This window comes from Xanthobacter autotrophicus (genome assembly GCF_030015065.1).
Classification (GTDB): domain Bacteria; phylum Pseudomonadota; class Alphaproteobacteria; order Rhizobiales; family Xanthobacteraceae; genus Xanthobacter; species Xanthobacter autotrophicus_D.
Window position 1 is genome coordinate 1 of the sequence record NZ_JAIVFN010000115.1, and the last position, 15,130, is coordinate 15,130.

13 protein-coding genes and 1 pseudogene are annotated in these 15,130 nt (G+C 69.1%); 9 read left to right on the forward strand and 5 right to left on the reverse strand.

Annotated features, from left to right (window positions below):
* The first annotated feature begins 433 nt into the window (after nt 1-433).
* From K9U40_RS18570 to accC, 5 genes are all read left to right on the forward strand, one after another.
* Nucleotides 434-1,870, forward strand: coding sequence for a M48 family metalloprotease (locus K9U40_RS18570; RefSeq protein ID WP_282891623.1), 1,437 nt, complete (start codon nt 434-436; stop codon nt 1,868-1,870).
* Between the two features lie 44 nt (nt 1,871-1,914).
* Entirely contained in the window at nt 1,915-2,727 is an 813-nt protein-coding gene (locus tag K9U40_RS18575) for a DsbA family protein (protein ID WP_282891624.1), read from the forward strand.
* Nucleotides 2,728-2,928: 201 nt separating this feature from the next.
* Nucleotides 2,929-3,369 (forward strand): type II 3-dehydroquinate dehydratase, encoded by a 441-nt coding sequence (gene aroQ / locus K9U40_RS18580; RefSeq protein WP_282891625.1) that lies wholly within the window; start codon nt 2,929-2,931, stop codon nt 3,367-3,369.
* 73 nt (nt 3,370-3,442) lie between these two features.
* Nucleotides 3,443-3,916, forward strand: a complete 474-nt coding sequence (gene accB / locus K9U40_RS18585; protein WP_282891635.1) for an acetyl-CoA carboxylase biotin carboxyl carrier protein — start codon at nt 3,443-3,445, stop codon at nt 3,914-3,916.
* 130 nt (nt 3,917-4,046) lie between these two features.
* Nucleotides 4,047-5,405 (forward strand): acetyl-CoA carboxylase biotin carboxylase subunit, encoded by a 1,359-nt coding sequence (gene accC / locus K9U40_RS18590; RefSeq protein WP_282891626.1) that lies wholly within the window; start codon nt 4,047-4,049, stop codon nt 5,403-5,405.
* On the opposite strand, the pseudogene K9U40_RS18595 reads toward accC, so the two are convergent.
* The 3 genes and pseudogenes from K9U40_RS18595 to K9U40_RS18605 all read right to left on the reverse strand — a co-directional run.
* Nucleotides 5,404-5,523 (reverse strand): annotated as a pseudogene (locus tag K9U40_RS18595) (Ku protein); the annotation flags it as partial. The gene accC and the pseudogene K9U40_RS18595 sit on opposite strands and share 2 nt — an antisense overlap.
* Before the next feature lie 46 nt (nt 5,524-5,569).
* A complete protein-coding gene (locus K9U40_RS18600) occupies nt 5,570-5,758 on the reverse strand; it encodes a DUF3008 family protein (RefSeq protein ID WP_282891627.1) in 189 nt (62 codons plus the stop codon).
* Between the two features lie 41 nt (nt 5,759-5,799).
* Nucleotides 5,800-6,003 (reverse strand): DUF2934 domain-containing protein, encoded by a 204-nt coding sequence (locus K9U40_RS18605; protein WP_282891628.1) that lies wholly within the window; start codon nt 6,001-6,003, stop codon nt 5,800-5,802.
* 137 nt (nt 6,004-6,140) lie between these two features.
* Between K9U40_RS18605 and amaB the strand changes: the two genes are divergently transcribed.
* From amaB to K9U40_RS18620, 3 genes are all read left to right on the forward strand, one after another.
* A complete protein-coding gene (gene amaB, locus K9U40_RS18610) occupies nt 6,141-7,706 on the forward strand; it encodes an L-piperidine-6-carboxylate dehydrogenase (protein ID WP_282891629.1) in 1,566 nt (521 codons plus the stop codon).
* A gap of 58 nt (nt 7,707-7,764) precedes the next feature.
* Complete coding sequence (gene eda, locus K9U40_RS18615) at nt 7,765-8,415, forward strand: bifunctional 4-hydroxy-2-oxoglutarate aldolase/2-dehydro-3-deoxy-phosphogluconate aldolase (protein WP_282891630.1); 651 nt, start codon at nt 7,765-7,767, stop codon at nt 8,413-8,415.
* A gap of 517 nt (nt 8,416-8,932) precedes the next feature.
* A complete protein-coding gene (locus tag K9U40_RS18620; protein WP_282891631.1) occupies nt 8,933-9,865 on the forward strand; it encodes an ornithine cyclodeaminase family protein in 933 nt (310 codons plus the stop codon).
* A 48-nt stretch (nt 9,866-9,913) separates the two neighbouring features.
* Here K9U40_RS18620 and K9U40_RS18625 read toward each other — a convergent pair whose 3' ends face one another.
* Nucleotides 9,914-10,450 carry a glutathione peroxidase gene (locus K9U40_RS18625; RefSeq protein ID WP_282891632.1) on the reverse strand — a complete coding sequence of 179 codons (537 nt, stop codon included), beginning with the start codon at nt 10,448-10,450 and terminating at the stop codon, nt 9,914-9,916.
* A gap of 108 nt (nt 10,451-10,558) precedes the next feature.
* Nucleotides 10,559-12,454: a sigma-54-dependent Fis family transcriptional regulator gene (locus tag K9U40_RS18630; RefSeq protein WP_282891633.1), complete on the reverse strand. Its 1,896-nt coding sequence runs from the start codon at nt 12,452-12,454 to the stop codon at nt 10,559-10,561.
* Between the two features lie 434 nt (nt 12,455-12,888).
* On the opposite strand from K9U40_RS18630, the gene K9U40_RS18635 reads away from it, so the two are divergent.
* Nucleotides 12,889-15,042: a hydantoinase/oxoprolinase family protein gene (locus tag K9U40_RS18635; RefSeq protein WP_282891634.1), complete on the forward strand. Its 2,154-nt coding sequence runs from the start codon at nt 12,889-12,891 to the stop codon at nt 15,040-15,042.
* Nucleotides 15,043-15,130: the final 88 nt, after the last annotated feature.

A 15,130-nucleotide genomic window follows, 5' to 3' on the forward strand; every position in this document is an offset into this window, starting at 1 on the left:
GGGGAGGGGCGCTGGGGCCATGTTGCGTTCCGGCTGTTTCGTGCGTCCGCGGCGCCCGCGGCGCTGCGGAACGTCCGCGCTGCCGTGCTGCCGCCTTATTCTGACTGTCCCTGAGGCGCGTTCACCTGCAAGGTTCGCCCTAACGTGAAGACCGGCGCATTGACCAGGGGTCCGGTGGACGCCAGTGTCCGGCAGTCTCGTAGCCTGCGCCGCCCCATGCGCCAAGGGGCATCGCGGGGGCATCGTGAAGGAGGCCGGCATTGCCGGGCTCGTCGGAGGCCGGGCGTAGGGACGGGTTCGGGGCATGCTGCAAGGCGCGCTCCGGGGGTGCCGGTTCAGGTCGGGCGGGGATGCCCGCCGTCGTTACGCCTGTGCCGCCATGGATGGCCGGCGCAGATCAGAGGGATCGAGGAAACGGATCGAAGCCGAGCACATGCCCATGCCGTCCTTTGTGCTGTCTTTTCAGTCGCTTGTCCGGGCATCCGGCGGGGTCCTCGCTCGCGGCCTGTGCCTTGCTGCGGCGGTGGCCCTGCCACTTGAAGCCGCGGTTGCGCAGGAGGCGCCCCGCAAGGGGCCGAGCACCATCCGCGACACCGAGATCGAGGTGCTGCTGAAGGATTATACCCGCCCCATCCTCAAGGCGGCGGGCCTCGCCCAGCAGAATGTCGAGGTGGTGCTGATCTCGGAACGCTCGTTCAACGCCTTCGTGGCCGACGGCAAGCGCATCTTCGTCAACACCGGCGCCCTCGTTGATTCGACCACGCCAAACCAGATCATCGGCGTGCTGGCCCACGAGACCGGCCATATCGCCGGCGGCCACCTCGCCCGCATGCGGGAGCAGCTGGCGGGGGCGCAGACCATGGCCATCGTCGCCATGCTGCTGGCGGCCGGCGGCATGGCGGCCGGCGCGGCGGGCGGCATGAGCGGCCGCGACCTCGGCAATGTGGGCGGCGCGGCCATGTCGGCGCCGCAGGAGATGATCCGCCGCTCGCTCCTCTCCTACCAGCGGGGCGAGGAGGCGGCGGCCGACCGCTCGGCGGTGAAGTATCTGGATGCCACCCGCCAGTCCTCCAAGGGCATGCTGGAGACCTTCCAGCGCTTCCAGAACGACCAGCTCTTCATCAGCCAGCGGGTGGACCCCTATTCGCTGAGCCATCCCATGGCGCGTGAGCGCATCGCGGCGCTCGAACAGCTCGCCAAGGCGAGCCCTTATTACGAGACCAGGGATCCGGCCGCGCTGCAGGCCCGCCACGACCTCATGCGGGCCAAGCTGATCGGCTTCATGGAGCGGCCGGAGACGGTGGCGCGGCGCTATCCGCCGTCCGACACGTCAATGGCGGCGCAATATGCCCGTGCCATTTCCGCCTACCGATTCGGCAACGTGAACGGCGCCGTTGCCCAGATCGACGCGCTGATCGCGCGCGATCCGGCCAACCCGTATTTCTACGAGCTGAAGGGCCAGGCGCTGCTGGAAGCCGGCCGTGCCGGCGAATCGGTCGCGCCGCTGCGCAAGGCGGTGGCCATGACCGGAGGCGCGCCCCTCATCCGCGCCATGCTGGGGCAGGCCCTGGTGGAGGCGGGCAATCCCTCCTACAACCAGGAGGCGATCCGCGAGCTGATCCAGGCGACCCAGCGCGATCCCAATTCGGCTTCGGGCTGGCGCGCCTTGTCCATGGCCTATGGCCGCTCCGGCGACCTTGCCAATGCCGATCTGGCCGCGGCCCAGAGCAGCTTCGCCCAGGGCGATTTCAAGATCGGACGCGAGCTGGCCGCCCGCGCCCGCCAGCGCTTTCCGCAAGGGTCGCCCGGCTGGCTGAAGGCCGACGACCTCGTGAACTTCAAGCCGCCAAAGAGCGCGGCCAACCAGTAGCGCCGGCACCCCAGCGTTTTACCTTTTCACCCATGGAGATCTGAATGCCCCCCCATCTGGGCTCGCCCACCACCAGCCTTCGGCGTCTCGCGCCCCGGCTCTTCTCGCTGGCGCTGGCCGCCGTTTCGGCTGTCATCCTGGTCGCGCGCCCGGCGGCGGCGTTCACCGACGACGAGAAGAAGGAGCTCGGCGGCATCATCCGTGAGTATCTGATCCAGAATCCGGAAGTGCTGCAGGAGGCCATCTCGGTCCTCGAATCCCGCCAGATGGTTGCGGAAGCGAGCCAGCGCAGCAAGGCGGTGGGCGAGGTGCGGCAGCTTCTGGTGGACAGCCCGCGCGGCGTCGTGGTGGGCAATCCCAAGGGTGACGTCACCCTCGTCGAGTTCTTCGATTACAATTGCGGCTACTGCAAGAAGGCGCTCTCCGACCTGCAGGACCTCATCAAGGAAGATCCCAAGCTGCGCGTGGTGCTGAAGGAATTCCCGGTGCTCGGCCCGGGTTCCGTGGAAGCCGCGCAGGTGGCGGTGGCGGTGCGCATGGTGGCACCGGAGAAGTACATGGCCTTCCACCAGGCGCTGCTCAACGGCCGTGGCCAGGCGGACCGTGCCAAGGCGCTGGCGGCGGCCAAGGAGGTGGGCATCGACCCGGCCCTGATCCAGAAGCAGGCGACCTCGCCCGAACTCAACGCCACCCTCGACGAGAGCATGAAGCTCGCCGAGGCGCTGGCCCTGAACGGCACCCCCTCCTACGTGGTGGGCGATCAGGTGGTGATCGGCGCGGTGGGCGCCGACAAGCTGAAGGCCGCCATCGCCGAGGCGCGCAAGCACCCTCCGGCTGCCAAGGGCGGCGCGAAGTAAGGCTCCAGGCCCGGTGCCTGTCCCCGCTGCCGGTCCCCCTGGCCGATGAACGTCAAGCCAAGCCGGGGCCGCAAGCCCCGGCATTCACAAAAACGACAGATATGAAGGGCTGCTGCGCGGCCTGCGCTCTTTCCATGCGGCCCAAGCGCCCCTATAAGGCAGCGACCCGGCCGAATGGAGCCGGCGGCAGATCAGTCACGGATGTCAGATACCGTCCACGTCCTGAACGGGCCGAACCTCAACCTTCTCGGCACCCGAGAGCCCGGCATCTACGGCGCGGCGACGCTCGCCGACGTCGAGGCGCTGTGCCGTGCCGAAGGCGCGGCGCTCGGCTTCGAGATCGTCTTCCGCCAGTCCAATTCGGAAGGCGCGCTGGTGGATTTCATCCAGGCTGCGCGGGGTGCGCGCGGCATCGTGCTGAATGCGGCAGCCTATACCCACACCTCCGTCGCCCTGCGCGATGCGGTGGCGGCGGTGGGGGTACCCACCATCGAGGTGCACCTGTCGAACGTATTCGCGCGGGAGGCGTTCCGCCACCATTCGTATCTGTCGCCGGTGGTGCGCGGCGTGATCTGCGGCTTCGGGCCGCAGAGCTACGTGCTGGGGCTCAGGGCCCTCGCCGGCCTGCCGCCAACCCCGTGACATTCCTTTTCCACACTCGCCCTCGTGCGGCCCGATCCGGCCTGCAGATCCGGCCGGCAAGAGCAGGAACATGATGAAGCCCTCGAACCCTCCCATCGACACCGCCATCGTCAAGGAGATCGCCGATCTCCTCTCGGGCAGCGACCTGACCGAGATCGAGGTGGAGCACGAGGGCCTGCGCATCCGCGTGGTGCGCGCGCCCGCACCCGTCACCATTGCCCAGACCCCGTTCGCAGCGGCGGCGCCGGTCGCCGCCGCGTCCGCAGCCGTCGCGTCCGCCGCCGAGGCGGCCGTCACCGATCTCTCCAAGCATCCGGGCGTCGTCCCCTCGCCGATGGTGGGCACCGCCTATCTGTCGCCCGAGCCCGGCGCCGCCGCCTTCGTCGAGGTGGGCGCGAGCGTGAAGGAGGGCCAGACGGTGCTCATCGTCGAGGCCATGAAGACCATGAACGCCATCCCGGCGCCGCGTTCGGGCACGGTGACGCGCATCCTCGTGGGCAACGCCCAGCCCGTGGAATATGGCGAGCCGCTGCTCATCATCGAATGAGCCGGCGGTCCGAGGCGCCTTCGAGCGAAATGGATACCGGTTCGCGTGACGACCACGCGCTCATGCAGAAACGTGGAGCCTTCGCGCGGTTCGGCGCAGCGCGAAGCGGCTCCAGAGGCAGGCACCGCTGATGTTCAGAAAAATCCTCATCGCCAACCGCGGCGAGATCGCGCTGCGCATCCTGCGCGCCTGCAAGGAGCTGGGCATCGCGACGGTCGCGGTGCATTCCACCGCTGATGCCGACGCCATGCATGTGCGCCTCGCCGACGAGAGCGTGTGCATCGGCCCGCCGGCGGCCCGCGAAAGCTATCTCAACATTCCCTCCCTGCTCGCCGCCTGCGAGATCACGGGGGCGGATGCGGTGCATCCCGGCTATGGTTTCCTCGCCGAGAATGCCCGGTTCGCGGAGATCCTGGCGGACCACAACATCCACTTCATCGGTCCCAAGGCGGAGCATATCCGCATTATGGGCGACAAGATCGAAGCCAAGAAAACCGCCCAGTCGCTCGGTATCCCGGTGGTGCCCGGCTCCGAGGGCGGCATCCACTCGGACGAGGAGGCGCATCGCGTCGCCGAAGAGATCGGCTTCCCCGTGCTGGTGAAGGCGGCTGCCGGAGGCGGCGGGCGCGGCATGAAAGTGGCGATGACCAAGGAGGACCTGTCCCAGGCCCTCTCCACCGCCCGCACCGAGGCCAAGGCCGCCTTCGGCGACGATGCCGTCTATCTGGAGAAGTACCTGTCCACGCCGCGCCACATCGAGGTGCAGGTGCTGGGCGACGGCAAGGGCCACGCCATCCATCTCGGCGAGCGCGACTGCTCGCTGCAGCGTCGCCACCAGAAGGTGTGGGAGGAGGCGCCCTCGCCGGTGATCACTCCCGAGCAGCGGGCCGAGATCGGCGAGACCTGCGCCAAGGCCATGCGCGACCTCGGCTATATCGGGGTGGGGACCATCGAGTTCCTGTACGAGAACGGACGCTTCTACTTCATCGAGATGAACACCCGCATCCAGGTGGAGCATCCGGTGACGGAGATGGTCACCGGCATCGACCTGATCAACGAGCAGATCCGGGTCGCCGCCGGCGAGCCCCTGACCCTCACCCAGAAGGACGTGGTGATCGAGGGCCACGCCATCGAGTGCCGGGTGAATGCCGAGCACCCCACCACCTTCCGCCCCTCGCCGGGCAAGATCACGCACTATCACGTGCCGGGCGGCCTCGGCATCCGCGTGGATTCCAACGCCTACCAGGGCTACGTGATCCCGCCCACCTATGACAGCCTGGTGGGCAAGCTGATCGTGCACGGCAAGACGCGCGACGAATGCCTGCGCCGGCTGCGGCGGGCGCTGGACGAGTTCGTGGTGGACGGCATCGACACCACGCTGCCCCTCTTCCGCACCCTGGTGCGCACCCGCGCCATTGCGGAGGGCCAGTACGACATCCATTGGCTGGAGCACTTCCTCTCCGAGGGCGAAGGCAAGACCGCCGGCTGACATGGCGCGCCACCACGCGGTTGCCGGTATCCCGGTTGAGGGTGTGGAAGCGCAGCTTCTCGCGTTCCGTGGTGGCGGGCGTCATGGCCACGCGGCAGGTGACGAGGGACAGCTTCAGTCACCCTTTCCGGAATGGGCGCTGCGCCATGGCCGACCTTCGGATATCAGTCGCGGGAGACGTGCCCGGGCTTGCCCTTGCGGCTGGTGGATGCGAGCTCGGACAGTTCCTGCTCGGTCATGGTCTCCACCATCTGCCTTGAAGCGCCCTTGAGTTCACTCTTCCTGCGCTCCCCGCGCTTGGCTGCGAGGGCCGCGCCTGCCGCCATCTGCTGCGCCTTGGATTTTGCCGGCATCGCCGCCTCCTCCCGGGTTTCGCCCGATCCTTCGCCCGCGGTCACCGCCCGTCGCGCGCCGGGGTGCGTCCTTTCAGAATCTGAAGCTCCGCTTGCGCCCACAACTCGCGGTCGCGGCCCTGCGGACAGCCTTCCTCGCGCCAGAGCGCGCGGGCGCGCCGGCTGATCTGCTCGCGCTCGGTGGGGGTGAGGCCGCTCGCTGCGGTGTCGGAGGCCGGGGTATGGCTTTCGCTGGTGTGGGGCACGGTTTCCTCCACATGGGCTGGATCATGGACGCACGGCGGCGCGCCCTTCCCGCCAGATCAACGACCGGCGTGCGGGCTGGTTCCCGCTCGCCACCGGGGCGGCTACAAGGAGTGGGAATCAAGAAGAGGAGACGGCGATGGCGAGCTTCCCCCGCACCGGCGAGATCGTCGCCGAGGTCAAGGCGATCCTGGAGCGGCTGGGGGTCTCGCCGGATTGCCTGTCGGGCCCCGATGCGGCGCGCACCCCGCTGACCGGCGAGGTGGTCGCCCATGTGGGCGCGCAATGGGGTGCCTTTGGCTTAAGCCCCGCCGACCTTGGACCTGATCCGGTGGAGGCCGCCATCGGCCGGGCCCATGCGGCGTTCCTGCACTGGCGCAGCGTGCCCGCGCCGCGCCGGGGCGAGTTGGTGCGACTGCTGGGGGAGGAATTGCGCGCCGCCAAGGCCGACCTTGCCGCGCTGGTGACGCTGGAGGCGGGCAAGATCGCCTCCGAGGGCGCCGGCGAGGTGCAGGAGATGATCGACATCTGCGATTTCGCCACCGGTCTCTCGCGCCAGCTCCACGGCCTCACCATCGCCACCGAGCGTCCCGACCACCGCATGATGGAGACCTGGCACCCCATGGGGGTGGTGGGCGTCATCTCCGCCTTCAACTTCCCGGTGGCGGTGTGGTCGTGGAACGCGGCGCTCGCCTTGGTGTGCGGCAATGCGGTGGTGTGGAAGCCGTCCGAGAAGACCCCGCTCACCGCGCTCGCGGTGGATGCCATCTTCGCCCGCGCCGCCGCCCGCTTCGGCGATGCGCCGGCGGGGATCGCCACGCTCGTGCTCGGCGGCCGCGAGGCGGGCGAGGCGCTGGTGGACGACCCGCGCGTCGGCGTGGTCTCGGCCACCGGGTCCACCGCCATGGGCCGGGCCGTGGCGCCCCGCATCGCGCGGCGGTTCGGCCGGGCGATCCTGGAGCTGGGCGGCAACAATGCCGCCATCGTCTGCCCCTCCGCCGATCTCGATTTGACCCTGCGGGCGGTGGCGTTCGCCGCCATGGGCACGGCCGGGCAGCGCTGCACCAGCCTGCGCCGCCTCTTCGTGCATGAGAGCGTCTATGATGCGCTCATGCCGCGGCTTCATCGGGCCTATGGCTCGGTGCCGGTGGGCGATCCGCGGGAGGCGGGCACGCTGGTGGGGCCGCTCATCGACGAGGACGCCTACACCGCCATGCAGTCGGCGCTGGAGGATGCCCGCGCCGCCGGCGGCATCGTCACCGGCGGCGCGCGACTGGGCGCGGAGGACGCGCTCGACGCCTATTATGTGCGCCCCGCTTTGGTGGAGATGCCGCTCCAGGCCGATTGCGTGGCTGCCGAGACTTTCGCCCCCATCCTCTATGTGATGCGCTACGCGGCTCTCGACGAGGCGATCGCGCTCCAGAACGCCGTGCCGCAGGGCCTCGCCTCCTCCATCTTCACCACGGACCTGCGCGAGGCGGAGCGCTTCCTGTCCTCGACCGGCTCCGACTGCGGCATCGCCAATGTGAATATCGGCCCTTCCGGCGCGGAGATCGGCGGCGCCTTCGGCGGCGAGAAGGAGACCGGCGGCGGGCGCGAGGCCGGCTCCGACAGCTGGAAGGCCTATATGCGGCGTGCCACCAACACCATCAATTACGGTTCGAGGCTTCCGCTCGCCCAGGGCGTGACATTCGAGGTGGAATGACCCCCTCGACAGACGGCTCGGATTGCGCTTCAACCGATTTAAATTCAGGAGACAATTCATGAGCCTTCTTCCCAGCCCGCTCGCCATGGTGGCGAAGGCCCCCGTGGTTCCGGTCGTGGTCATCGAACGGCTGGAGGAGGCGGTGCCGCTGGCCCGCGCGCTGGTGGAAGGCGGCCTGCCCCTCATCGAGGTGACATTGCGCACGCCGGTGGCGCTGGAGGCCGTGCGCCTGATCGCGGCGGAGGTGGAGGGTGCCATCGTCGGCGCCGGAACGGTGATCGAGCGGGCCCAGATCGAGACGTCGCTGGAGGCGGGCGCCACCTTCCTGGTGAGCCCGGGCACCACACCGGACCTCCTCGCCGCCTTCACCGAGACGCCGATTCCGGTGATGGCCGGCTGTGCCTCCGCGTCGGAGGCGATGCGTCTTGCGGAACTGGGCTTCGAGGTGCTGAAGTTCTTCCCGGCCGAACCCTCGGGCGGGGCGGCGTTCCTGAAGTCCGTCGCGGGCCCGCTGCCGCACCTGCGCTTCTGCCCCACGGGTGGCATCGGCCCCTATAACGCTCCGGATTATCTCGCCTTGCCCAACGTGGTGGCCGTGGGCGGCTCCTGGGTGGTGCCGGCGGATGCCATCCGCGCGGGCGATTTCGGCAAGGTGCGCGATCTCGCCACGGCCGCCGCCGCGCTGAAGCGGGCCGCCGCCTTCGCCTGAGGGCAGGGGCGATTCATCGCCCTTGCGCTGGTTGGATCCCCCATGGCACGCCGGCGCATGGTGTCAGACAAGGACGGTTTGCACACCCGTGGACTTCACGTCTGAACCACACGTCTCGCATAGAACAGGGCGAGCAGCCGCGCCTCGGTGCGTGAGCCGGGCCGGATCGGCGCCGCGCCGCGCCGGACCCGACCAGGTAGAAGAACCAGTGCTGGTTGCGGCAGTCGAGACGGACGAGAGGGGTGCCGTTACACCCGAGTCGTTCCGCGCCGTCTTCGTCCGTGCTCCATTCGAGCAAAGGCCGGTCATGGGGCGCTACCTGAAAGATCTTGCCCTCGTGCGGCAAGGATTGAGGAAGGAAACGCCGCACGTTTCGTCTCGTTAGAGGTTCGTATTGCATGGTGGATCTCCTGTTGCAGATCCACGTGATTGCGGCCCGGTTTGGTTCCCGCACCCGTTGCCGGCGAAGGCGCCGCATGCTCTACGGTCGGGCAAAGGCGCAGGCGGGAGGAATGCCATGGTTCGCGTGTATGAGGCCGCCGAGGTGGAAGCCGCGCTGGGCTATGAGCGGCTGGTGCCGGCCCTTGGCGCCGCCTTCGCGGATGCGCAGGTGGAAGCGCCGGTGCGCCAGTCCTACGAGGTGGGGCGGGCGGGCGCGCCGGCCCATCTCCTCGCCATGCCGGCCTGGCGGCGCGGCGCCGCGCTGGGGGTGAAGATCGTCAATATCTTTCCCGCCAATGCGGCGCAGAACATGGGCTCGGTGCATGGCCTCTATGCCCTGTTCGACGGCGCCACCGGCGTGCCGAAGGCGATCCTCGACGCCGAGGCCCTCACCAACCGGCGCACCGCCGCCACCTCCGCGCTCGCCTCCACCTTCCTGTCGCGCATGAACAGCGAGACGCTGACCGTGGTGGGCACCGGCCATCTCGCCTTCCATCTGGCCCAGGGCCATTGCTTCGTGCGGCCGATCGGCCGGGTGCTGGTGTGGGGGCGGTCACTGGCGCGGGCGCAGGACATGGCCGCGCGGCTGAAGGCGCTGGGGCTTCCCGCCGAGCCGGCGGCGGACCTGTCGGCGGCGGTGCGGGCGGCGGACATCGTCACCTGTGCCACCACCTCGGTGGAGCCGCTGGTGCTGGGGCGGGACGTGAAGCCCGGTACCCATGTGGACCTGGTGGGCGCCTTCACCCCCGCCATGCGCGAGAGCGACGACGACCTGGTGGCGAAAAGCGCCGTCTATGTGGACACCTATGGCGGCGCGCTGGCGGAAGCCGGGGACCTGCTCCAGCCGGTGGCTTCGGGGCGCTGGTCGAAGGACCGCGTCGTGGCCGACCTCCACGAGCTGTGCGCCGGGCTGAAGGAGGGGCGCACCGAGAGCGAGAGCGTGACGCTCTTCAAGTCCGTGGGCGCAGCGCTTGAGGACCTCGTGGCGGCGGAGCTGGTGGCGGGCTGAGGCAGCGCCCGGCGCCCGCCCCCCGAGGGAGGGCGCCGGATGCGGAGCTCACGCCTTTGCTTCAAGCGCGGCGTCGAGCGCCTGAACGAGGCGGGGGTCGTCCGGCGTCACCCGCGGCGAGAAGCGGGCGATGACGCGCCCGTCGCGCCCCACCACGAACTTCTCGAAGTTCCACGAGACATCGGACGGGGAAGCGCTCCGGCCGGAGGGGCGCCGGCCCTCCTCGTCGGTGGTCTCGGGCCGGGCCGCCACCAGCGCGTCATAGAGCGGGTGGCGGGTGGCGCCCACCACGGAAATCTTCTCGAACATGGGGAAGGTGACGCCGTAGGTCAGGCTGCAGAAGCTGGCGATCTCGCTCTCGGTGCCGGGCTCCTGGGCGCCGAAATCGTTGGCCGGGAAGCCGAGGATTTCGAGCCCGTCGCCGTGGCGCTCCTCATACAGCTTTTCGAGCGCCCCATATTGCGGGGTGAGTCCGCATTTGGAGGCGACATTGACCACGAGGAGAACCTTGCCCCTGAAGTCGCCGAGCGTCGCCGGCGTGCCATCAATGCGTTTCAGGGGGATGTCGAACAGCGCCTGGGGCATGGGGTCCTGCCGGAATGAGTTGCGTCGGCGCGCAGGCTAGCACGCCCTCCGCTACCTTGCCGAGGTCGCCAGTGCCTGCCGGGGCGCGCCCCGGCAGCATGGTCAGGCTCAGCGCTCCAGCGCGGACAGGCGCATGTAGAGGGTCGAGCGGGCGATGCCGAGGCGGCGGGCGGCGCGGGAAAGGTTGCCGCCGCAGGCGTCCACCGCGGCGCGGATCGCCGCCTCCTCCACCGCCCTGAGGTCGGTGGCCCGCGCCGTCTCGGTCGCGCCCTCGCGGATCTCCTGCGGCAGGTCGGCGATGTCGATCAGCGGTTCCGCTCCCCCGCCAGTGCCGCCCATGGCCACCAGCATGTCCACCACATTGCGCAGTTCGCGCACGTTGCCGGGCCAGGCATAGGCCATGAGCGCCGCGTGGGCGGCCTGCGAGAAGCGCGGCGGGGGAAGCCCCGCGCGGGCGGCGGCGGCGCGGCCGAAATGGTCGAGCAGCAACGCCACGTCCTCGCCGCGCTCGCGCAAGGGCGGGATGCGCAGGCGAAGCGCCGCGATGCGATAGAACAGGTCCTTGCGGAAGCGCCCCGCCGCCACCTCCCCGGTTAGGTCGCGGTTGGTCATGGAGACGAGGCGGAGGCTGACCCGCCGCCCGGTGTGCCCGCCGACGCGATAGACTACCCCGTCCTCCAGCACGCGCAGCAGGTAGGATTGCAGCTCCAGCGGCATCTCGCCGATCTCGTCGAGGCAGAGCAGGCCGCCGTCCGCCGCCTCCACCTTGCCCTGCTTGCCGGAGGCGTCGGCTCCGGTGAAGGCGCCCTTCTCGTAGCCGAACAGCTCGCTGGCGATGAGGTCGCGCGGCAGGCCGCCGCAATTAAGCGGCACGAACGGGCCGCAGGGCGCGCGCCCGCCGTGGATGGCGCGGGCGAACACCTCCTTGCCCACGCCGGTCTCGCCTTCGAGCAGGATGGGAAGGCCGCTCTCGGCCATGCGCCGGGCCTTCTCCCGTACCTCGCGCATCACCGGGCTGTCGCCCACGATGGCCTCGAAGGGCAGGGCCTCCGGCTCCCGGGCCGCCTCGCGCATCACCGGGCGGGGCTTGCGGGGGGCGTGCAGCACCACCACGCCGCCGATCTCCTCCCCGTCTTCGCGCACGATCTCGACGCTGGCACCCGGCAGCAGCGCCGCGACGCGCTCCGCCCAGGCCGCCGGCGCCACGTCGTTGAGGGCGGCGAGGCGACCATCGGCGACGAAGCGCCCGTTGCGGCGGGCCACCTCCTTCAGCGCGCGGTCGGTGGAATAGATGAGGGTGCCGGAGCGGCCGAAGGCGAGGATCTCCTCGGTGAGCCAGAGCGAGCGCTTGCTGAGGAAATGGCGCAGCACCTGCTCGTGCTCCATCTCCATGCGCCGGCCCAGCACCGCCTCGATCTGGTGGGCGAGGGCCACCGCATGGGCGAGGTTCTGCGGGTTGAAGGTGTCGGTGGAGCCGGAGACATCCACCGCGCCGATCACCGCGCCATGGCCGGGATGGCGCACCGGGGCGGCGGCGCAGGTCCAGCGCTGCACGCTGGCGCAGAAATGCTCGGCGGCATGGATCTGCACCGGCCGGCCGCAGGCGAGCGCGGTGCCGATGGCGTTGGTGCCGATCTCGGCTTCGCACCACAGGCCGCCGCGCTGGAGCTTCACCTCGTGGCCCGTATCCACCGCCCGGGCATCCCCTTCGGTCTCCAGGATCGTGCCGTCGGTATCGGTGAGGATCAGCATGGAACTCGCGTCGGAGAGCAGATGGCGCGCCTCGTCCATGGCCGGGCGGGCGGCGGCGATGAGGCGCGTGTTCTGCTGCCTGCGGCGATGTAGCTCCGCCTCGCTCACGAGCGGCGCTTCCGACAGGTTCGCCGTGATGGCGTGCTGGCGCGAGCGCTGCCAGGAGGCCAGCACCGCGGGGCGGACATGGGGTGAGGCGATGCCGTCCTGGTGAAACGCCTCCCAGGCACGGGCGATCTCGCGATATGGCACCAGCTCTGCCCTCCGGGCCGGGCGGCGCGGCGTTCCCGAAAGGCGCCGCCTAAGCCGTTGGCCAGCGTGCGCGCCCGCTCGGCCCACAAGCCGAAGCCGCGCCCGATGGCGGGTTCACTCCCTGACGTGCCGCATTATGTCCGCCGGCTTTTCGCCGTCGGCTGCGACTTTGGTCGGCAAGATAAGCGCAAGTTCGCGCCATCGGCAAGGCCCGCGCGGCGCGCTGTCCCAGTCGTTCGCGATTGTCGCTCGCGCCCCGGACAACAAGTGTCCGGAAACCGGACAGTCTAATTCTTTAATATTACATGGTGCATTGCACAATAATCATGAGAATCCGCGATTTTCTACAGTTGAACGCCTCTGGCACGCATCCTGCCACTCCCATGGCGAGCCGGCACCGAAAAGTGAGGCCGGCATAAAGGGAGGACAAAGGCGTGAACGTTCCCGTGGGACACCTGCGCAACGTCCAGGTGCTCGGCATCGATGCCGGCGGCACCATGACGGATACATTCTTCGTGGACCAGGACGGCGATTTCGTCGTCGGCAAGGCCCAGTCCACGCCCCAGAACGAGGCCTTGGGCCTCATCGCCTCGTCCGAGGACGGCCTCGCCAACTGGGGCATGTCGCTCCATGACGCCCTCGCCCAGCTTCAGACCGGCGTCTATTCCGGCACCGCGATGCTCAATCGCGTGGTCCAGCGCAAGGGGCTGAAATGCGGCCTCATCGTCAATCGCGGTATGGAGGATTTCCACCGCATGGGCCGGGCGGTGCAGAGCCACCTCGGCTACGCCTATGAGGACCGCATCCACCTCAACACCCACCGCTACGATCCCCCGCTCGTCCCGCGCCACCTGACCCGCGGCGTGGTCGAGCGCACCGACATGATGGGCACGCAGGTGATCCCCCTGCGCGAGGATACGGCGCGTGAAGCCGCCCGCGAGCTGATCGCGTCGGACGTGGAAGGCATCGTCATCTCGATGCTGCATTCCTACAAGAACCCGCAGAATGAGCGCCGGGTGCGCGATATCGTTCTGGAGGAGGTTGCGAAGAGCGGCAAGACGATCCCGGTCTTCGCCTCCGCCGATTATTATCCGGTGCGCAAGGAAACCCACCGCACCAACACCACCATCCTGGAAGGCTACGCCGCCGAGCCCTCGCGGCAGACGCTGTCGAAGATCTCCAACGCCTTCAAGGAGCGCGGCACCAAGTTCGACTTCCGCGTGATGGCGACCCACGGCGGCACCATCTCCTGGAAGGCGAAGGAACTGGCGCGCACCATCGTGTCCGGCCCCATCGGCGGGGTGATCGGTGCGAAGTACCTCGGCGAGGTGCTGGGATACAAGAACATCGCCTGCTCGGACATTGGCGGCACCTCGTTCGACGTGGCGCTGATCACGCAAGGCGAGATGACCATCAAGAACGACCCGGACATGGCGCGCCTCGTCCTGTCCCTGCCGCTGGTGGCCATGGATTCGGTGGGCGCCGGCGCCGGCTCCTTCATCCGGCTCGATCCCTACACCCGCGCCATCAAGCTGGGGCCGGATTCGGCGGGCTACCGGGTGGGCGTGTGCTGGAAGGAGAGCGGCATCGAGACGGTGACCATCTCCGACTGCCACATGGTGCTCGGCTATCTCAACCCCGACAACTTCCTCGGCGGCGCCGTGAAGCTCGACCGGCAGCGCTCGGTGGACGCCATCAAGACCCAGATCGCCGATCCGCTCGGCCTCTCGGTGGAGGATGCCGCCGCCGGCGTCATCGAGCTGCTCGACAGCGACCTGCGCGACTATCTGCGCTCCATGATCTCCGGCAAGGGCTATTCGCCGGCGAGCTTCGTCTGCTTCTCCTATGGCGGTGCGGGGCCGGTCCATACCTATGGCTACACGGAAGGCCTCGGCTTCGAGGACGTGATCGTGCCGGCCTGGGCGGCGGGCTTCTCGGCCTTCGGCTGCGCGGCGGCGGACTTCGAGTATCGCTACGACAAGTCCCTCGACATCAACCTTGCTCCCGATGCCCCGGACGCGGAGAAGGCGAAGGCCTCCGCCACGCTGCAGTCGGCGTGGGAGGAGCTGACCCACAACGTGCTGGAGGAGTTCAAGCTGAACGGCTATGCGCCGGAGCAGGTGACGCTCCAGCCGGGCTACCGCATGCAGTATCGCGGCCAGCTCAACGACCTGGAGATCGAGTCGCCTCTGGCCGAAGTCCATTCGGCGGCGGACTGGGACAAGCTGACGGAGGCCTTCAACGCCACCTACGGCCGGGTCTATGCCGCCTCGGCCCGTTCGCCGGAGCTGGGCTATTCGGTCACGGGCGCCATCATGCGCGGCATGGTGCCGATCCCCAAGCCCAAGATTCCGAAGGAGCCAGAGGAAGGCGAGACCCCCCCGGAAGAGGCCAAGATCGGCACCCGCAAGTTCTACCGCAAGAAGAAGTGGGTGGATGCACAGCTCTACCGCATGGAATCGCTGCGTCCGGGCAACCGGGTGATGGGCCCCGCCGTGATCGAATCCGACGCCACCACCTTCGTGGTGCCGAACGGCTTCGAGACCTGGCTCGACGGCCACCGCCTGTTCCACCTGCGCGAGGTGTGAGGGCGAGGCTTTGCCGGCCGAGGAGTGGCTCGCATTCAAGCCGAGTCGCGCGGCTCCCTCTCCCGCTTGCGGGGGAGGGGTGGGGAGG